This window comes from Citrobacter telavivensis (assembly GCF_041807075.1).
Classification (GTDB): domain Bacteria; phylum Pseudomonadota; class Gammaproteobacteria; order Enterobacterales; family Enterobacteriaceae; genus Citrobacter_A; species Citrobacter_A telavivensis.
Genome location: NZ_JBGUBF010000001.1, coordinates 1563133 through 1579759, shown reverse-complemented (window position 1 = coordinate 1579759; position 16627 = coordinate 1563133). Strand labels below are relative to the sequence as shown.

Annotated in this window: 17 protein-coding genes; 9 read left to right on the top strand and 8 right to left on the bottom strand. The window is 54.2% G+C overall.

What is annotated here, in order from left to right; genetic code table 11:
- The first annotated feature begins 215 nt into the window (after window positions 1–215).
- The 3 genes from ACERJC_RS07475 (at window position 216) to tyrR (ending at window position 4362) form a co-directional block, all read left to right on the top strand.
- Window positions 216–1613, top strand: coding sequence for a YcjX family GTP-binding protein (locus ACERJC_RS07475; protein ID WP_371896382.1), 1398 nt, complete (start codon window positions 216–218; stop codon window positions 1611–1613).
- A complete protein-coding gene (locus ACERJC_RS07470) occupies window positions 1610–2671 on the top strand; it encodes a TIGR01620 family protein (protein ID WP_373671378.1) in 1062 nt (353 codons plus the stop codon). The genes ACERJC_RS07475 and ACERJC_RS07470 overlap by 4 nt, the downstream gene beginning before the upstream one ends.
- A 149-nt stretch (window positions 2672–2820) precedes the next feature.
- Window positions 2821–4362 (top strand): transcriptional regulator TyrR, encoded by a 1542-nt coding sequence (gene tyrR, locus ACERJC_RS07465; RefSeq protein WP_373671377.1) that lies wholly within the window; start codon window positions 2821–2823, stop codon window positions 4360–4362.
- Between the two features lie 48 nt (window positions 4363–4410).
- Here tyrR and tpx read toward each other — a convergent pair whose 3' ends face one another.
- The gene (gene tpx, locus ACERJC_RS07460) at window positions 4411–4917 is read right to left on the bottom strand and encodes a thiol peroxidase (RefSeq protein ID WP_043000571.1); all 507 of its coding nucleotides are present in this window, start codon (window positions 4915–4917) and stop codon (window positions 4411–4413) included.
- A 121-nt stretch (window positions 4918–5038) separates the two neighbouring features.
- Between tpx and ycjG the strand changes: the two genes are divergently transcribed.
- Window positions 5039–6004, top strand: coding sequence for an L-Ala-D/L-Glu epimerase (ycjG, locus tag ACERJC_RS07455; RefSeq protein WP_373671376.1), 966 nt, complete (start codon window positions 5039–5041; stop codon window positions 6002–6004).
- On the opposite strand, the gene mpaA is transcribed toward ycjG, so the two are convergent.
- Window positions 5979–6707 carry a murein tripeptide amidase MpaA gene (gene mpaA / locus ACERJC_RS07450; RefSeq protein WP_152404453.1) on the bottom strand — a complete coding sequence of 243 codons (729 nt, stop codon included), beginning with the start codon at window positions 6705–6707 and terminating at the stop codon, window positions 5979–5981. The genes ycjG and mpaA overlap by 26 nt on opposite strands.
- Window positions 6708–6890: 183 nt before the next feature.
- On the opposite strand from mpaA, the gene ACERJC_RS07445 reads away from it, so the two are divergent.
- A complete protein-coding gene (locus ACERJC_RS07445) occupies window positions 6891–8504 on the top strand; it encodes a peptide ABC transporter substrate-binding protein (protein ID WP_373671375.1) in 1614 nt (537 codons plus the stop codon).
- A gap of 35 nt (window positions 8505–8539) precedes the next feature.
- Here the strand turns inward: ACERJC_RS07445 and ACERJC_RS07440 are convergent, their stop codons facing one another.
- Window positions 8540–9310 (bottom strand): DeoR/GlpR family DNA-binding transcription regulator, encoded by a 771-nt coding sequence (locus tag ACERJC_RS07440; protein WP_152404458.1) that lies wholly within the window; start codon window positions 9308–9310, stop codon window positions 8540–8542.
- Window positions 9311–9408: 98 nt separating this feature from the next.
- On the opposite strand from ACERJC_RS07440, the gene ACERJC_RS07435 reads away from it, so the two are divergent.
- A complete protein-coding gene (locus tag ACERJC_RS07435) occupies window positions 9409–9792 on the top strand; it encodes a VOC family protein (protein WP_373671374.1) in 384 nt (127 codons plus the stop codon).
- 53 nt (window positions 9793–9845) lie between these two features.
- Here the strand turns inward: ACERJC_RS07435 and ACERJC_RS07430 are convergent, their stop codons facing one another.
- Window positions 9846–10868 carry a mechanosensitive ion channel family protein gene (locus ACERJC_RS07430; protein ID WP_373671373.1) on the bottom strand — a complete coding sequence of 341 codons (1023 nt, stop codon included), beginning with the start codon at window positions 10866–10868 and terminating at the stop codon, window positions 9846–9848.
- Between the two features lie 232 nt (window positions 10869–11100).
- Here ACERJC_RS07430 and ACERJC_RS07425 point away from each other — a divergent pair, with 232 nt between their 5' ends.
- Window positions 11101–11361, top strand: a complete 261-nt coding sequence (locus ACERJC_RS07425; protein ID WP_152404464.1) for a DUF2534 family protein — start codon at window positions 11101–11103, stop codon at window positions 11359–11361.
- Window positions 11362–11404: 43 nt separating this feature from the next.
- Here ACERJC_RS07425 and uspE read toward each other — a convergent pair whose 3' ends face one another.
- From uspE to ogt, 3 genes are all read right to left on the bottom strand, one after another.
- A complete protein-coding gene (uspE, locus tag ACERJC_RS07420; RefSeq protein WP_192478953.1) occupies window positions 11405–12355 on the bottom strand; it encodes a universal stress protein UspE in 951 nt (316 codons plus the stop codon).
- A 150-nt stretch (window positions 12356–12505) separates the two neighbouring features.
- On the bottom strand, window positions 12506–13258 hold the full coding sequence (gene fnr, locus ACERJC_RS07415; RefSeq protein WP_003020397.1) for a fumarate/nitrate reduction transcriptional regulator Fnr: 753 nt from the start codon (window positions 13256–13258) through the stop codon (window positions 12506–12508).
- Window positions 13259–13452: 194 nt separating this feature from the next.
- Complete coding sequence (gene ogt / locus ACERJC_RS07410) at window positions 13453–13968, bottom strand: methylated-DNA--[protein]-cysteine S-methyltransferase (protein WP_152404468.1); 516 nt, start codon at window positions 13966–13968, stop codon at window positions 13453–13455.
- 422 nt (window positions 13969–14390) lie between these two features.
- Here ogt and smrA point away from each other — a divergent pair, with 422 nt between their 5' ends.
- On the top strand, window positions 14391–14954 hold the full coding sequence (smrA, locus tag ACERJC_RS07405; protein WP_373671372.1) for a DNA endonuclease SmrA: 564 nt from the start codon (window positions 14391–14393) through the stop codon (window positions 14952–14954).
- Here the strand turns inward: smrA and ACERJC_RS07400 are convergent.
- Window positions 14951–15757: an IclR family transcriptional regulator domain-containing protein gene (locus ACERJC_RS07400; RefSeq protein ID WP_152404472.1), complete on the bottom strand. Its 807-nt coding sequence runs from the start codon at window positions 15755–15757 to the stop codon at window positions 14951–14953. The two genes, smrA and ACERJC_RS07400, sit on opposite strands and share 4 nt — an antisense overlap.
- A gap of 170 nt (window positions 15758–15927) precedes the next feature.
- On the opposite strand from ACERJC_RS07400, the gene ACERJC_RS07395 reads away from it, so the two are divergent.
- Window positions 15928–16617 carry a 3-oxoacid CoA-transferase subunit A gene (locus ACERJC_RS07395; protein ID WP_373671371.1) on the top strand — a complete coding sequence of 230 codons (690 nt, stop codon included), beginning with the start codon at window positions 15928–15930 and terminating at the stop codon, window positions 16615–16617.
- Window positions 16618–16627: the final 10 nt, after the last annotated feature.

Genomic DNA, 16627 nt, shown 5'->3' with positions numbered 1-16627 from the left:
CGTTATGAAATTTAATTTAAAATGATGCTTTATTTGTGCGGCGTTGCTGATAACGCATCGTCCTGACGTATTCATGCCATTAAACCGCTTTTCAGGTGTAACGGTGTCGCACCTGCTTTTCCAGTACCACAACACGGTTGATAATCAACGACCTGCCCCCACAATATAGGTATGCGTTATACTTTTTTCTGGTCTTCAGGCATAACGGGATGGCGATGAAGAGACTCACCAATGAATTCAATGCGCTGGTTAATCGCGGCGTAGACCGACATTTGCGCCTCGCGGTCACCGGGCTGAGCCGGAGCGGAAAAACCGCATTTATCACCGCAATGGTTAACCAGTTATTGAATATCCATGCCGGGGCGCGATTGCCGCTGCTTAGCGCGGTGCGTGAAGAGCGCCTGCTCGGGGTGAAGCGGGTTCCCCAGCGCGATTTTGGCATTCCCCGCTTTACCTACGATGAAGGGCTGGCCCAGCTGTATGGCGATCCGCCGACGTGGCCGACGCCAACCCGCGGGGTCAGCGAAATTCGCCTGGCGCTACGCTATAAATCCAATGATTCCCTGCTGCGTCACTTCAAAGAGACGTCGACGCTGTATCTGGAGATTGTCGATTATCCCGGTGAATGGCTGCTCGACCTGCCGATGCTGGCGCAGGATTATCTGAGCTGGTCACGGCAGATGACCGGGTTGCTCACCGGACAGCGGGCAGAATGGTCGGCGAAATGGCGGCAACTGACGCAAGGACTGGATCCGCTGGCAACCGCCGATGAGAACCGCCTGGCCGACATCGCGGCGGCGTGGACAGAATACCTGCATCAGTGCAAACAGCAGGGGCTGCATTTCATCCAGCCAGGGCGGTTCGTGCTGCCTGGTGATATGGCTGGCGCGCCGGCACTGCAATTTTTCCCCTGGCCGGATGTGGACGCGTGGGGGGAATCCAGACTGGCTCAGGCGGATAAACACACCAACGCCGGGATGCTGCGCGAACGCTTTAACTACTACTGCGAAAAGGTGGTGAAGGGGTTCTATAAGAACCACTTTTTGCGCTTCGACCGTCAGATCGTGCTGGTGGATTGTCTGCAACCACTCAACAGTGGGCCGCAGGCGTTCAACGATATGCGCCTTGCACTAACCCAACTGATGCAAAGTTTCCATTACGGACAGCGCACGTTGTTTCGTCGGCTGTTTTCTCCGGTGATAGACAAGTTGCTGTTTGCCGCCACCAAAGCGGACCACGTGACTATCGACCAGCACGCCAATATGGTGTCGCTGCTGCAGCAGTTGATTCAGGACGCCTGGCAGAACGCGGCGTTTGAAGGGATCAGCATGGATTGTCTGGGGCTGGCTTCCGTCCAGGCAACCACCAGTGGGTTGATTGACGTTAACGGCGAGAAGATCCCCGCGCTGCGCGGAAATCGCTTAAGCGACGGATCGCCCCTGACGGTCTACCCCGGCGAAGTGCCGGCACGACTGCCGGGACAGGCGTTCTGGGACAGTCAGGGATTTCAGTTTGAAGCTTTTCGACCACAAAAGATGGATGTCGATAAGCCACTGCCGCACATTCGCCTGGATGCCGCGCTGGAGTTTTTAATAGGAGATAAATTGCGATGAGCGAACCGATAAAACCGCGGATTGATTTTGCCGGTCCGCTTGAAGTCGAGCAGAACCCGGCTTTTAAAGCGCAACAAACGTTTAGCGAGACGCAAGCCCAGTCCTTTGCCCCGGCCACCGTCGATGAGCCTCTGGAAGAAGAGGGGCAGGCCGAAGCGGTAATTGATGCGGCGCTGCGCCCGAAGCGCAGTTTGTGGCGCAAGATGGTGATGGGCGGTCTGGCGCTGTTCGGCGTAAGCGTGGTTGGACAGGGCGTACAGTGGACGATGAACGCCTGGCAAACGCAGGACTGGGTGGCGCTCGGTGGCTGCGCGGCCGGGGCGCTGATTATCGGCGCGGGCGTTGGATCGGTGGCAACCGAATGGCGACGCCTGTGGCGTTTGCGCCAGCGTGCGCATGAGCGCGATGAAGCGCGCGACCTGCTGCACAGTCACGGTGCCGGAAAAGGGCGGGCCTTCTGCGAGAAACTGGCGCAGCAGGCCGGAATCGATCAGTCGCATCCGGCGCTACAGCGCTGGTACGCCTCGATTCACGAAACGCAAAACGATCGCGAGGTGGTCAGCCTCTACGCCCATCTGGTTCAGCCGGTGCTCGATGCCCAGGCGCGGCGCGAAATCAGCCGTTCGGCGGCGGAGTCGACGCTGATGATCGCAGTCAGCCCGCTGGCGCTGGTGGATATGGCGTTTATTGCCTGGCGCAATCTGCGATTGATTAACCGTATTGCCACGCTGTACGGTATTGAGCTGGGCTATTACAGCCGTTTGCGTCTGTTCCGTCTGGTGTTGCTCAATATCGCCTTTGCCGGGGCCAGCGAGCTGGTGCGGGAAGTGGGGATGGACTGGATGTCGCAGGATCTCGCCGCGCGCCTGTCGACCCGTGCCGCGCAGGGGATTGGGGCAGGGCTGTTAACTGCGCGACTGGGAATCAAAGCGATGGAACTTTGCCGTCCGTTGCCATGGATAGAGGATGACAAACCGCGTCTGGGGGATTTCCGTCGTCAGCTGGTCGGTCAGCTCAAAGAGACAATGCAGAAAAACGGCTCCTCGCGAGAGAAATAATGTTGTCGCAGGCGTTGACCGCGTAACTTTACGCCGAAACGCCTGTTTTTCCGTCATGCTGTCAATATTTGTTGACAGAATCCTTCCTGCTTCCCCATTCCTGGCTTATCATCTTATCTATAGCTCATTATTCAGGTGAAGGTCCCCCCATGCGTCTGGAAGTCTTTTGTGAAGACCGACTCGGTCTGACTCGCGAATTACTCGATTTACTGGTGCTACGAAGCATAGATTTGCGCGGTATCGAGATTGACCCCATCGGGCGAATCTACCTTAACTTTGCCGAACTGGAGTTCACTAACTTCAGTAGCCTGATGGCTGAAATCCGCCGCATTGCGGGCGTTACCGACGTACGCACCGTGCCGTGGATGCCGTCAGAACGTGAACATCTGGCGCTCAGCGCGCTGCTTGAGGCGCTGCCTGAACCCGTCCTGTCACTGGATCTGAAAAGTAAAATTGAGATGGCGAACCCGGCGAGTTGCCAGCTCTTTGCGCTAAATCCGGAGCGAATGCGCAACCACACCGCCGCGCAACTGATAAACGGTTTTAACTTCCAGCGCTGGCTGGAGGGCAATCCGCAGACCTCCCACAACGAACATGTGGTGATCAACGGGCAGAATTTCCTGATGGAAATCACGCCGGTCTTTCTGCAAGGGGAAGCTGACGAAACCATGCTCACCGGGGCGGTGGTGATGCTACGTTCAACCATTCGGATGGGGCGTCAGTTGCAGAATCTGGCGACCCAGGATGTGAGCGCTTTCAGCCAGATCATCGCCGTCAGCGGCAAAATGAAACACGTTGTTGAACAGGCGCGCAAACTGGCAATGCTGAGTGCGCCGCTGCTGATTATCGGCGATACCGGCACCGGTAAAGATCTGTTTGCCCATGCCTGTCATCAGGCCAGCCCGCGTGCGGGTAAACCGTATCTGGCGCTCAACTGCGCCTCGATTCCTGAAGATGCGGTGGAAAGCGAACTGTTCGGCCATGCGCCGGAAGGCAAAAAAGGCTTCTTCGAGCAGGCGAACGGCGGTTCGGTGCTGCTTGATGAGATTGGCGAAATGTCGCCACGCATGCAGACTAAACTGCTGCGGTTCCTCAATGACGGCACGTTCCGCCGGGTGGGGGAAGATCATGAGGTCCATGTCGATGTGCGTGTGATCTGCGCGACGCAAAAGAATCTCGTTGAACTGGTGCAGAAAGGACTGTTCCGCGAAGATCTCTATTATCGCCTTAACGTGCTGACGCTGAATTTGCCGCCGCTGCGCGATTGTCCGCAGGATATCATGCCGCTGACCGAACTGTTCGTGGCGCGTTTTGCCGATGAACAGGGTGTCCCGCGCCCCAAACTGGCGGCCGATCTCAGTACGGTGTTGACCCGCTATGGCTGGCCAGGCAACGTGCGTCAGCTGAAAAACGCCGTCTACCGGGCGCTGACGCAGCTTGAAGGTTACGAGCTGCGGCCGCAGGATATTTTGCTGCCGGATTACGATGCGACGACGGTTGCAGTCGGTGAAGATGCGATGGAAGGTTCTCTGGATGACATCACCAGCCGCTTTGAGCGCTCGGTGTTAACCCAGCTGTACCGCAGTTATCCAAGTACGCGCAAGCTGGCGAAACGTCTGGGGGTTTCTCATACCGCGATTGCGAATAAGCTGCGCGAATATGGCCTGAACCAGAAGAAGAGTGAAGAGTAAAAAAAATGCCTCCGACAAAATGGAGGCATTTTTGTATGCCGGGATGACTTACGCTTTCAGCACTTCCAGTGCGGCGGCATAGTCAGGCTCGTTAGTGATTTCATTCACCAGTTGGCTGAAGATGACATTGTCATTTTCATCCAGAACCACCACCGCGCGAGCGGCCAGGCCTTTCAGAGGGCCTTCAGTGATTTCAACGCCGTAGTTTTTCAGGAACTCAGCGTTACGCAGCGTGGACAGCGTGATAACGTTGCTCAGGCCTTCTGCGCCACAGAAGCGGGACTGGGCAAACGGCAGGTCAGCAGACACACACAGTACGACAGTATTGTCGATTTCAGTGGCCAGTTGGTTAAACTTACGTACCGATGCCGCGCAAACGCCGGTATCGATGCTCGGGAAAATGTTCAGCACTTTGCGTTTGCCTGCAAACTGGCTCAGTGCGACGTCAGACAGATCTTTTGCCACGAGGGTAAAAGGCTGCGCTTTGCTACCCGCTTGAGGAATGGAGTTGGCGACTGCAACCGGGTTGCCCTGGAAATGAACGGTTTGTGACATGGTTATCTTCCTGTTTACATATAGTTAACGTCACAGCTAGTTTATGCCAACAGCCAATAACACGGCAAACGCTATTTCGGTGTAGCGCACAAACCACCACGTCATGGTTTAAGGAGAAAAAATGCGTTCTGTGAAGGTATACGAGGAAGCCTGGCCGTTACATACCCCCTTTGTGATTGCCCGTGGCAGCCGAAGCGAGGCGCGTGTCGTGGTGGTTGAACTGGAAGAAGAGGGCGTGAAAGGGACGGGCGAGTGCACGCCCTATCCGCGCTACGGGGAAAGCGATGCGTCCGTGATGGCGCAAATCATGAGCATAGCGCCGCAACTGGAAAAAGGATTGACCCGGGAAGCGCTACAGAAACTGCTTCCCGCCGGCGCGGCGCGTAACGCGGTTGACTGTGCATTGTGGGATCTGCATGCCCGTCAACAGCAGCAAACGCTGACGGAAACGCTTGGCGTGGCGTTGCCCGAGACGATCGCCACTGCGCAGACCGTGGTGATTGGCACACCGGAACAAATGGCGGCCAGCGCGGCGGCGCTGTGGGAAGCCGGTGCCAGAGTGTTGAAGGTGAAACTGGACGATCGGCTGATCAGTGAACGCATGGTGGCGATTCGGTCGGCGGTACCGGAGGCAACCCTGATTGTCGATGCCAATGAGTCATGGCGGGCGGAAGGGCTGGCGGCGCGCTGTCAACTGTTAGCCGATCTCGGCGTGGCGATGCTGGAACAACCGCTTCCGGCGCAGGATGACGCGGCGCTGGAAAATTTCATCCATCCGCTGCCGGTCTGCGCGGATGAGAGTTGTCATACCCGTAGCAGCCTGAAAGCGCTGCACGGGCGCTATGAAATGGTCAATATCAAGCTGGATAAAACCGGTGGACTGACCGAGGCGCTGGCACTGGCTGCCGACGCGCGCGAACAGGGATTTGCGCTGATGCTGGGTTGCATGCTTTGCACGTCACGGGCGATTACAGCCGCATTACCGCTGACGCCGCAGGTCAGTTTTGCCGATCTTGATGGCCCTACCTGGCTGGCTGTCGATGTCGAGCCCGCGCTGCACTTTACGACCGGACAACTTCATCTTTAGGATGCCAGCGCAGGAGCGTGGACATCGCCTGTAGATATTTCTCGCTGGCCTCATCGGATGAGATCGGCGGAAATTCCGCAGTGATGCAGTGTAATTCCAGGTCCGCACACCAGCTGCCGAAAGATCCGGGCGTTTCGTAACCCACGCTGGTCACCAGCGGCAGTTCGAACGCCTGCGCCAGCCATTCACCGAGTTCACTGCTTTTGGGATCTTCAATGCAGGCCAGCGGGTCATGGAAGGAGACGACCCACGCGGGGTGAATGCGATGAATCAACTGACATAGCGCCTGAGTTTCCGGTTCCGAACCCGGATGCTCTCCCGTCAACAGCACCACGTCACGCGCTTGTGCAGCGCTGTTCCAGCGATAAACCGTCTCCCCGGCTTTCCAGTTGGCTGACGGAAAATTGCGATTGAGATCGACGCCGTTGGCGTTCGCACGTAAACCTAGCTGACAGCCGTCCGGGTTTACCGCGAGGATCACATGGTGGCGGCGCAGTGACGGCGTCAGCGTGCGCAGCGCGCAGGAGAGCGTGACCACCGACGCGTTTTCGTCACCGTGCGTTCCCGCAATAATCAAACCACTGTCGCGACTGGCGGCGGAAGCCGGAAACCAGATCAGCGGAGCCCCCAACAGTGAACGTCCATAATGTTCGGTTCCTGGCGGAAAGGCGCCGCGTTGTGCACGAGGGCGGGTAACGGTCATAAGCGTCTCTGAATTCAGGGATTATTACTCGCAGTGTTGTGCAAATCTGGCCGATAATCAAATCGTTTTCACACGCACTGATTTTTAGTCGTAATATCAATTTTCTGCAGGAAGTTGTTTGCATTTCCTTCAGGCGAAACAAATAATTACGCCATCGTGACTAAGCCGGATTGAGGGGACTCTATGAAGCACTCTGTTTCAGTAACCTGTTGTGCGCTGTTGGTTAGCAGCATTTCTCTGTCATATGCTGCGGATGTTCCCAGCACAACGGTACTGGCAGAGAAGCAGGAGCTGGTTCGCCATATAAAAGATGAACCTGCGACGCTTGACCCGGCAAAAGCCGTTGGACTGCCGGAAATTCAGGTTATTCGCGACCTGTATGAAGGACTGGTGAACCAGAACGAGAAGGGCGAAATCGTGCCTGGCGTCGCCACGCAGTGGAAAAGCAACGACAATCGGATCTGGACGTTTACGCTGCGCGATAATGCGCGCTGGTCAGACGGTACCCCGGTGACCGCGCAGGATTTTGTCTATAGCTGGCAGCGGCTGGTAGATCCGAAAACGCTGTCACCTTTTGCCTGGTTTGCCGCGCTGGCGGGGGTGAATAACGCCCAGGCGATTATTGATGGCAAAATGACGCCCGATAAGCTCGGCGTGACCGCCATTGACGCTCGCACCCTGAAAGTGCAACTGGATAAACCGCTGCCGTGGTTCGCCAATCTCACCGCCAGCTTTGCGTTTTATCCGGTACAAAAAGCCAACGTGGCAAGCGGTAAAGACTGGACCAAACCGGGCAATCTGATTGGTAACGGCGCCTATGTGTTGCAGGATCGCGTGGTGAATGAAAAGCTGGTGGTGGTGCCGAATACCCATTACTGGGATAACGGTAAAACGGTGCTGCAAAAGGTGACCTTCCTGCCTATCAATCAGGAGTCCTCAGCCACCAAACGTTACCTGGCGGGTGACATCGACATCACCGAGTCGTTCCCCAAAAATATGTACCAGAAGCTGTTGAAGGACATTCCTGGTCAGGTCTATACGCCACCCCAGTTGGGAACCTATTACTATGCGTTTAACACGCAAAAAGGCCCGACTGCGGATCCCCGCGTGCGTCTGGCGCTGAGCATGACCATCGATCGTCGCATTATGGCTGAGAAGGTGTTGGGGACCGGGGAAAAACCGGCCTGGCATTTTACGCCGGACGTCACTGCCGGCTTTACGCCTGAACCGTCGCCTTTTGAGCAAATGAGTCAGGAAGAGCTGAACGCGCAGGCGAAAACGCTGTTGCGTGCGGCGGGATACGGCCCGCAGAAGCCGCTGAATCTGACGCTGCTGTACAACACCTCTGAGAACCACCAGAAAATCGCCATCGCGGTAGCCTCGATGTGGAAGAAAAATTTAGGTGTGGATGTCAAGCTGCAAAACCAGGAGTGGAAAACCTACATCGACAGCCGTAACACCGGGAACTTCGATGTGATTCGCGCTTCCTGGGTGGGGGATTACAACGAGCCTTCCACCTTCCTGTCGCTGTTGACCTCAACACACTCCGGCAATATTTCCCGTTTTAACAACCCGGCGTATGACAAAGTCATCACCCAGGCGACGATGGAAAATACCGATAAAGCACGTAACGCGGATTACAATGCGGCGGAAAAAATCCTCATGGAGCAGGCGCCGATCGCGCCAATTTATCAGTACACCAACGGGCGCTTAATCAAACCGTGGCTGAAAGGGTATCCGATCATGAACCCGGAAGATGTGGCTTACAGCCGGACCATGTACATCATTAAGCACTAACAATCCGTCAGCGGGCGCGGGATCGCGCCTGCTGATTACACCGTGTAAATGCGAATATCATGTTCGCGAAACGCCTCGCAATACTCCTTGCTGATGTTCGCCTCAACCACAATAACGTCAATTTCACTGCTTCGGGCGACGACATAGCGAGCCACCGCCGGGATCTTGTCTGCCGTTAGCGCCACAATGGTTTCATTGCACTGTTGAAGCACTGCGCGCTTGAATTCACAGTCGGCATAATCGAACCCGGTCAGACCGGATTCTGGTGCCATCGCACAGCCGCCGATAAAACCCTGATCAAACAACATCCCCTGAACCTGAGCGATCGCCGATGCGCCGACGCAACCGCCGGAAGAGCGCTGCAACTGACCGCCGAGCATGATGACGTCATACAGCGGCTTTTTTAGCAGTACGGCAGCGATTTCCGGTGAATTGGTGACCACGGTCAGAGAGAGTTCTGCCGGGAGTGCTTCCGCCATTGCCAGGTTGGTCGTGCCGGTGTCGATAAAAATACAACTGCCTGATTTGACCAGTCGTGCACATTTTTGCGCGATGCTGCTCTTTTGATCGGGTTTCTTCGTTTTTCGGACCGCATAGTCACCGGCCTCTGGCAGCATCATCACCGCGCCGCCATACACTTTTTTGCAAATACCTTCCTTACTGAGTTCGTGAAGATCGCGGCGAATGGTGTGTTCCGACACGTTCAGGCGGGAGGCGAGGTCGCTGCATACCACGCGCCCATTCTCCTGCAGGATCTGCTGAATCAGGGCTTGTCGTTGTTCCGGGAAAGCTGCATAATCGAGCATAATAAGTCCTGAAAATCATATCATCGAGCAATAAAAAGCATGATCGGGCAAAACGATCGCTGCTGTCAACATTCTGACGGGTTGAGACGAGGTAAAACATGAAAATCGCACACATGGCGCTATGGACCACGGAACTGGAGGCACAGGCGCGCTTCTGGGCAGAGTTTTTTGGCGGTACGCGCAATGAAAAATACAGCAGCAAGAACAATCCCGGATTCGAGTCCTATTTTGTGCGCATCGGCGATGACATTGCCATTGAACTGATGACAAAACCGGGGTTGCGTGCTCTGCGACCGGATAACCAGACAACCGGATGGGTGCATCTGGCGATCGCGGTGGGTAGTGCAAAAAAAGTGGATATGCTGGCGAAAAAAGCGCGGGCACAGGGGATTCTGGTTTCGCCGCCACGTACCACCGGGGATGGTTACTATGAAGCGGTCATCAAGGACCCGGACGGGAATTTCATCGAAATTGTCGAGTGAGGAGAGGGATCCCCAGCCCCGGATCGCGATGTCCGGGGCGGGGATAGTAAACGTCACGAACCGCTACCGGTTTCATTGATATAGAGCGTCTGGCTCGGGAAGGCAAAGTCAGCACCATGATTCTGTACAATATCAATAATATTAAGATAAACCTGTTGCTGTACGGCCAGCCACTCTTCCCAGATCGTGGTGCGGGTAAAACAGTACACCATGATATTTAACGAGGAGTCGCCAAAGCCATTGAAATAGACCAGCAGCGTTTGTTGCTGATCGATATCATTATGGGTTTGTAGCATCTGCCGTATATCCGCGACGATAGCACCGATTTTGCTGGCATCTTCGTAACGTAACCCGACAACCGTGTTGATTCGCCGGTTACTCATGCGGCCTGGGTTTTCGACGCTAATCGAGGAAAAAATTGAGTTGGGAACGTATAAGGGCCGATGATCGAAAGTGGTGATTTTGGTCATTCGCCAGCCAATTTCCGTCACGGTGCCTTCAATATTGCGATCCGGTGATCGCACCCAGTCACCGATGCTGAAAGGGCGGTCGAAATAGAGCATGATTCCTGAAAAGAAATTGCTCAAAATATCTTTCCCGGCCATCCCGACCGCGATACCGCCAATTCCGCCGAAGGTCAGTAATCCCGACAGACTCATACCGAAGTGTTCGCCATACAGCAGAATGATGACGATAACGAGGGTGATTTTGATTATCCGCGATAAAATTCTCGCGCGGGTGATATCATGACCTTTATTTATTTGCGATTTTTCAAACTGGTTAATGAGCAGAAACAGTTTCAGGGTCAGAATCAGCGCAATCAGTGAAGTACAGACAAAGTCGACAAAACTGGATGAGATCGCGCTGATATGATAATGCGTAATGACCGTATTCGCGACGCTACCCAATGTACTAATGATCAGGGTGTAAATAAGAAACTGGATGACATGCAGAACAAACCCTTTCTTCTTTTTATTACCGTGATGAAACCAAAAATTCATCAGAATTAAGCTGAAAAGGCTACTTAAAATAACCGTCACATTGAAGATGTTTTTTACAAACAGGTCAGTAAACATCGTTATCCCCGGTATTCCGGTCCCTTTTAAATAACAGCAATATAGCCACAGTCTTAATCATGATACTCAGGATAAACAATTGAGTCATCAAAGAATCGTGGCGATAAATAGTGATATCGGCATTTTCATACCAATAAGATTTCAATGTGACGCATTTGTGCGTGAAGACTTTTGCGCATTGTCATGGTATTGTTGCGCTAAAGTAACGGACTTTCAGTAACAGAAGGGCATTATGATGATGGAAAAGCTAAAGACGGCGAAGGGCAAAAAGTTTCTGCTGTGCCTGCTGGGGGTGTTTATCATTGCCGCATCGGTTGTCACACGCGCCACGATCGGCGGGGTGATTGAACAGTATGATATTCCGCTTTCTGACTGGACGACGTCGATGTATATCATTCAGTCATCAATGATTTTCGTCTATAGCCTTGTTTTCACTGTGCTGCTCGCCATCCCGTTGGGGATTTACTTCCTCGGCGGTGAGGACAAACAATAAAAAAGGCCCGATTATTCGGGCCTTTGGTTTCTTTCACGACGCGTTAGTCGTCTTCATCGTCATCAAGTTCAACAGGCGTCTGGTACTGATCGGGCTTGATGACCAGCAGGTCGCAACGCAGGTGATCGATGACCTGTTCCGCCGTGTTGCCCAGGAACGCGGCGGAAATCCCGGTACGACCCACCGTCCCCAGAACCACAATCCCCGCCTGCAGATGTTCTGCTAAATCGGGGATCACCTCTTCCGGTAATCCTTTTTCGACGTGCGTGACTTTCTCGTCGATGCTGAATTTTTGCCGCAGCGCTTTCATTGCCAGCAGGTGCTGACCGCGAATCGCATCGTTATAGACGCTGGGATCAAACTCCGGCAGTTCAATGGCGATATTGATAGGGGTGACAGGATAGGCCCCGACCAGATGCACCTCAGTATGATTGACCTGCTCGGCGAGTTGTAGCGTCTCTTTCACCAGCTTTTCATTCAGCGCATTGTGGTAGGGCTCTTCGCTGGCGAGGTTTACCGCTACCAGCGCTTTACCGCCTTCCGGCCAGGGCTGGTCTTTTACCATCCACACCGGGCTTGGGCATTTACGCAGCAGATGCCAGTCGGTCGGTGTAAAGATAACCGCCTCCAGTCTGTCATGCTGGTGCGCCATCTTCAGCACCAGATCGTGCCCGGCGCTAATGACTTCCTGAATAATGGCTTCAAAAGGACGGTTGTGCCAGACCACTTTAATGTCAACAGGAACGCCTGCTTCGATGTAGTATTTTGCTTGTTCGCGTATCCAGGCTGTCCGCTGACTAATGACGCCCTGACGCATGGCTGTACGCTCATCGGGCGACAGCAGGGTGGTCATCTCGTAGGAAAAGTCGTAGATCGGCAAAAAGGCTTTAATTTTGCCACCAATCCGTTGATGCAAATAAACCGCACGCCGTAACGCAGGTTGATCGTCCTGATTCGGATCGATAACCACCAGCATGTTTTGATACATAGCCATACAGGGTCTCCTTACAACTGTCATCGCAGTTTGTAACTAAAAGAGTAACCCAAGAATGTGAATTGAAACAGGGAAGAACCTTCTGTCAGATCAATAAATCAGGAAAATTTAGCGATTCGACAGAAGGGTTTCAGAAGGGTTGCGGAAAGATTAAGCAACGTTACGGGTGTGTCCGGCGAGTACCGCCAGCGCATCACTGTTTTCGATGGTGATGTATTTCCCCTTCACCGCCAGCATCCCGCTCTTCTGGAAACGACCCAGCAAACGGCTGATCGTTTCAACGGTCAGGCCCAGGTAGTTACCGATATCCCCACGGGTCATGGTCAGTCGGAATTCACGTGGAGAGAAGCCTCGCTGCGCGAAGCGACGGGACAGGTTATAGATAAATGCCGCCAGACGCTCTTCCGCGTTTTTCTTCGACAGCAACAGGATCATATCCTGGTCGCCTTTGATCTCACCACTCATCAGACGCATCATCTGCTGACGCAGGTTCGGCATTTTGCCGGACAGATCATCAAGTGTCTCAAACGGGATTTCACAGACCATTGAGGTTTCCAGTGCCTGCGCAAAACTCGGATGATGACCGCTACCGATCGCGTCGAAACCAACCAGGTCGCCCGCGAGGTGGAAGCCTGTTATCTGCTCATCGCCTTGTTCAGTAATGGTATAGCTCTTGATCGTACCGGAACGAATGGCATAGAGCGATTTCAGCTCATCACCCGCCTTAAACAGCGTCTGGCCTTTCTGGATCGGCTTTTTACGCTCGATGATATTATCAAGCTGATCAAGCTCATGCTCGTTAAGTGTGAACGGGATGCAAAGCTGGCTGATACTGCAATCCTGGCAATGGATAGCACAACCGCCAGACTGAATGCGCCGTATAATTCGCTTTTCCGGGATCATAGGTCTGCTCAAGCCGTAATTGATATTTGTCAATTTTAACATCTTTTTGGTGAGCACGTAAGTCTGAGCTAACCCCAATAGCGGATAATTCTGGTATACGTGAGCAAATTATTTCTATCTCTTTGAAAATCCATACTTTCCGTGTGGCGTCTTTACGTAAAAGTGTGAGCAAGAAGGCACGAATTGCCTGGATATTACAGTAACAGGTAACCTTCATGGCGCAACAGCCACTCTTTCCGCTGCACGCCGCCAGCATAACCGGTCATGGTGCCGTTGCGTCCGATGACGCGGTGGCAGGGCACCACAATGCTGATTGGATTCGAACCGTTCGCCGCGCCAACCGCCCGCGCGGCCCCAGGACGTCCCAATTGTTCAGCCAACTGGCCGTAGTGCATCACCTGACCACAAGGAATGGTGCGTAATGTCTGCCAGACTTCCCGCTGAAAAGGGGTACCGCCGGTGGCGGTAGGCAGCGAATCGATCGCGCTGAGGTTGCCGGCAAAGTAGTCGGCAAGTTTATCGCACAGGCCGCCCGGATTCGTCGCGCTGATGCGGGTATAACCTTCGGCGCGGTAATGGATATCCAGCAGTTGCACCATACGATCGCTGTACTGTTCCCACTCGATGGCGCGCAGCCTGTATTGCTCATCGCAAATCACCCAAAGCGGACCCAGCGGGGTCATCATTTTCTCTTCCAGTAGTGTCAGCATCGGTTGCCTCGTTGGCATGCAGTCGGTGGGCGTCAACGTATCATGGTCGTCGTCAGCAGCGCTATACCTCTGATTTGGGATAAAAAAATAGAGCCTGTCGACATCCGCCAGACTCTACAGTACACACAGCAGTTTATCCTTCATGTGTTCCCGTTATTATTCCGTGTGGCGGGTAATGTCTTATAGCAAGAACCGTTTACTGATGCCAGCCATCATGGGTGATTGATTTCACGAAAATCTAAGTTAAATCAAATGGATTTTAGAATCACTCAATATGAGTTAATCATGGATAAAATCGACGGTACTTAGTGCATCATGGGTTTATGACATCCCGATGTTTACTGGAAACATCTGTAAACCGTTGTCGCCCTTCTGGGCGACGGTTATGATAGTGGCTGTCTTTAAAAGCGGGAGGACGGAGCATGAACCTTGACGACAAATCATTATTTCTTGACGCCATGGAGGATGTTCAGCCGCTGAAACGTTGCGCCGACGTACACTGGCAACCCGTGCGCAATACGCGTACCCCGCAGCGCATTGATACACTCCAACTGGATAATTTTTTCACCACCGGTTTTCTGGAGGTCGTCCCGCTGACGCAGCCGCTGGCGTTTCGTCGCGAGGGATTGCAGCAGGGCGTGCTCGATAAACTGCACACAGGGAAGTACAGCCAGCAGGCGAGCCTGAACCTGTTGCGTCAACCGGTGGAAGCGTGCCGCCAACAGCTGTTCAGTTTTCTTCTCCAGTCGTTACAGGATGGTCTGCGTAACGTACTGATCATTCATGGCAAAGGACGAGACGATAACTCACATGCCAACATCGTACGCAGCTACGTGGCGCGCTGGTTGATCGAATTCGACGACGTTCAGGCGTATTGCACGGCGCTGCCGCATCATGGCGGCAGCGGGGCGTGTTACGTGGCGCTGCGCAAGACCGCACAGGCGAAGCAGGAGAACTGGGAGCGCCACGCCAAGCGAAGCCGTTAATGCAGCAACAGCGACAGCTCCTGCGCGGCTTTCTGCAACTCAGGCAGCACCCGGTTGCGCAACTCGTCCGCCGTCACCTGGCCAGCATGTACTCCCACGTTCAACGCGGCCTGAACCTGGCCCTGACTGTTCATCAGCGGTACGGCAATGGATCGCAGCCCCATCTCCAGTTCCTGATCGTTTAATGCATAGCCCTGTTGCCGCACTTTCTTCAGTTCGGCGCGCAGGGCGGGGACGGAATCCACGGTCTGCGAGGTGTAGCGGATCATGGTGATGCGACCGAGCATGTCGTTCAGCTTGTCCTCAGAAAGATGACTGAGCAGCACGCGTCCCATTGAAGTGGACCACGCGGGCAGTCGACTGCCGATGTCCAGATCGATGGTCATAATGCGTGAACTGGAGGCGCGGGCGATATACAAAATATCGTCACCGTCGAGGGTGGCGATGGAACAGGACTCATTGAGCATTTCGCTCAGATGCTTCAGAACCGGTTGCGTGGCACGTGCCAGCGGCGTAGAGGCCAGATAAGCATGTCCCAGCGCCAGGATTCGTGGGCGTAATTCAAAATTTTTTCCATCTTCGGCATAGACAAACCCCAGTTTTCCCAGCGTATACAGACAGCGTCTGACCGCCGCGCGCGGTATCCCGGTTTTCTGGCTAATCTGCGATATTGACATAACCCGCCGTTGCGGCGTAAACGCCTGAATCACCTCCAGCCCACGCGCCAGTGAAGCCATGTAGTTAGGGTCGCCCTTGAACGGATCGGCCTCATTGTTCAGTCGGTCATCAGGATGTTTTTCCACTGTTTTCCTCTCGTTGTTCGCCACGGATCACATTCTTCGTACAAATATAAATGATGTTCGATAATCGCACCATATTTCGATTATCGCCCTTGCCTGACTTCGTTAAGTGGGTCACATTTTGTGCGAACAACGCAAAAATGTGCGAAATACGCACCAAAAGGAGCGAGCTGATGATTGATAAAAGTGTGCCTTCGCTGGAGGAGGCCATCGCCGGGATCCCGGATGGTGCCACCATCATGATTGGGGGCTTTGGTACCGCCGGACAACCCACCACGTTGATCGATGCGCTCATTGCGCAGGGTGCTCGCGACCTCACCATCATCAATAACAATGCGGGCAACGGTGAAATCGGTCTGGCGGCGCTGTTGAAGGCCAGACGCGTGCGCAAAATGATCTGCTCCTTTCCGCGTCAGGTGGATTCACAGGTTTTTGACGCGCTGTATCGCCGCGGCGAGGTTGAGCTGGAACTGGTGCCGCAGGGTAATCTGGCGGCGCGGATTCAGGCTGCCGGGGCCGGACTGGGAGCCATTTATACGCCGACAGGCTACGGCACCCCGCTGGCGGAAGGTAAAGAAACCCGCCGCATCAAGGGGAAAAACTATGTACTCGACTATCCGATCAAAGCCGATTTTGCTCTGATTAAGGCGCACCAGGCCGATCGCTGGGGAAATCTGGTGTATCGAAAAGCGGCGCGTAATTTTGGCCCCATCATGGCGACCGCCGCGCAAACCACCGTGGTGGAGGTGAATCAGATTGTCCCGCTGGGCGAACTCGATCCCGAGCACGTCATCACGCCCGGTATTTTTGTCCAGCGCGTGTTTTCTCTGGAAAACCTCACCCACGCTGCGCTGCGCGCGTAAGGAGTAAATG

What these genes read in the sequence shown, in the direction of transcription:
- ACERJC_RS07475 (WP_371896382.1), top strand. Translation starts at nt 216, where the DNA reads ATGAAGAGACTCACCAATGAATTCAATGCGCTGGTTAATCGCGGCGTA.
- ACERJC_RS07470 (WP_373671378.1), top strand. Translation starts at nt 1,610, where the DNA reads ATGAGCGAACCGATAAAACCGCGGATTGATTTTGCCGGTCCGCTTGAA.
- tyrR (WP_373671377.1), top strand. Translation starts at nt 2,821, where the DNA reads ATGCGTCTGGAAGTCTTTTGTGAAGACCGACTCGGTCTGACTCGCGAA.
- tpx (WP_043000571.1), bottom strand. Translation starts at nt 4,917, where the DNA reads ATGTCACAAACCGTTCATTTCCAGGGCAACCCGGTTGCAGTCGCCAAC.
- ycjG (WP_373671376.1), top strand. Translation starts at nt 5,039, where the DNA reads ATGCGTTCTGTGAAGGTATACGAGGAAGCCTGGCCGTTACATACCCCC.
- mpaA (WP_152404453.1), bottom strand. Translation starts at nt 6,707, where the DNA reads ATGACCGTTACCCGCCCTCGTGCACAACGCGGCGCCTTTCCGCCAGGA.
- ACERJC_RS07445 (WP_373671375.1), top strand. Translation starts at nt 6,891, where the DNA reads ATGAAGCACTCTGTTTCAGTAACCTGTTGTGCGCTGTTGGTTAGCAGC.
- ACERJC_RS07440 (WP_152404458.1), bottom strand. Translation starts at nt 9,310, where the DNA reads ATGCTCGATTATGCAGCTTTCCCGGAACAACGACAAGCCCTGATTCAG.
- ACERJC_RS07435 (WP_373671374.1), top strand. Translation starts at nt 9,409, where the DNA reads ATGAAAATCGCACACATGGCGCTATGGACCACGGAACTGGAGGCACAG.
- ACERJC_RS07430 (WP_373671373.1), bottom strand. Translation starts at nt 10,868, where the DNA reads ATGTTTACTGACCTGTTTGTAAAAAACATCTTCAATGTGACGGTTATT.
- ACERJC_RS07425 (WP_152404464.1), top strand. Translation starts at nt 11,101, where the DNA reads ATGATGATGGAAAAGCTAAAGACGGCGAAGGGCAAAAAGTTTCTGCTG.
- uspE (WP_192478953.1), bottom strand. Translation starts at nt 12,355, where the DNA reads ATGGCTATGTATCAAAACATGCTGGTGGTTATCGATCCGAATCAGGAC.
- fnr (WP_003020397.1), bottom strand. Translation starts at nt 13,258, where the DNA reads ATGATCCCGGAAAAGCGAATTATACGGCGCATTCAGTCTGGCGGTTGT.
- ogt (WP_152404468.1), bottom strand. Translation starts at nt 13,968, where the DNA reads ATGCTGACACTACTGGAAGAGAAAATGATGACCCCGCTGGGTCCGCTT.
- smrA (WP_373671372.1), top strand. Translation starts at nt 14,391, where the DNA reads ATGAACCTTGACGACAAATCATTATTTCTTGACGCCATGGAGGATGTT.
- ACERJC_RS07395 (WP_373671371.1), top strand. Translation starts at nt 15,928, where the DNA reads ATGATTGATAAAAGTGTGCCTTCGCTGGAGGAGGCCATCGCCGGGATC.